1 protein-coding gene is annotated in these 1,193 nt (G+C 26.2%); it reads right to left on the reverse strand.

Features of this window, described 5'->3' with window-relative positions; all coding sequences use genetic code 11:
- Positions 1 to 70: 70 nt before the first annotated feature.
- Positions 71 to 1,048 carry an Eco57I restriction-modification methylase domain-containing protein gene (locus tag BOW55_RS20670; RefSeq protein ID WP_129026332.1) on the reverse strand — a complete coding sequence of 326 codons (978 nt, stop codon included), beginning with the start codon at positions 1,046 to 1,048 and terminating at the stop codon, positions 71 to 73.
- Positions 1,049 to 1,193 lie beyond the last annotated feature (145 nt).

The raw sequence follows: 1,193 nt of genomic DNA on the forward strand, positions 1-1,193 counted from the left end.
CTCTTAAATTTAAGATGGTTTAGTTATTAATATAGATGAATTTTTACTTGTTTCCGACAAATAAAAACCTTCACTGTAACCCTTTTTCGTCAATACCTAAATGATTTAAAACATAATCTTTTAGATTCGTTTGAAATCTATTTGTAACATTTAATTTTTTTATCAAATGATTGAGCCTATTTCCTCCTAAAAGATTAGACCTCCAAATGGTATCATCTTCTAAAATTTGATTTTTTGATAGTTCATAAAAATCATAGTAATCAAATTCAAATGATAATCCTTCTATGGTATTTTTCAATAATCTTGAAATAATATGCAATGTATTGTAATCTTCTACTTTTTCTTTTTTGTAAAAAATCGCACATGATTCTACAGCTGTCGATGCCGTTTTTTTAAGTTTCCCATTTTCATAAACGGGTTTTCCTAAATCATCTACTCTTGTTTTACTTTTAGATTTATATAAATGATTTTTTAACAGTGTAAAATCAATTATTTGATGCACATAAAATTTATTAAAAAGATTATCTCTAAATTCTTTAACACCTTTATTAAAAAGTAAGGCGGTAGATTTTTGGATTAGGCACAACTCTGCTTTGGGTTTTAGAAGAACACTGCTAGCTTCTAAAAACATCAATGCTAATTGATTATCAGGAATTTTAACAGAAAATTCAAAACTTATTTTTTTTAATTTTTTTGTTATAGTAGAATATTCGGGTTTTTCTTTATTTTCTGTTAGAGGAAAAAATGGAGGATTTCCTATAATTAAATCAAAATTTTCATGAAAATGATGGTATTTTTCTTCGGTAAGAAAATCAAAAAAATCTTCTTGAAAGATATTTTCATTTTCTAAATTTTTAAAAACCCTATCTTCATTCCATGTCCATAATTCATGATTTGGAACTAATTGACAAAGAGCTAATTGTAAACTAAACTTTGTTAACTTTACTGCTGTAGAATGTAAATCTACCCCATAAATATTTTTAGTTAATATTTCCTTTACTTCTTTTAATGAAGGATTAGGTAACTTGTTAGGTCTTCCCGCTTCTATCCATTTTTTTTACTCTTAATCTTTGAACTAAACGTTTAAAAGCAGTAGTGATAAATATACCACTTCCACAACTTACATCCGCTAATTTAACGTCGGTTTTTAAGTCTTCTTGATTTGTAGATATAGGTAAAACACTCATCTATTT

The sequence above is a fragment of the Flavobacterium sp. YO12 genome (assembly GCF_004119495.1).
Taxonomy (GTDB): domain Bacteria; phylum Bacteroidota; class Bacteroidia; order Flavobacteriales; family Flavobacteriaceae; genus Flavobacterium.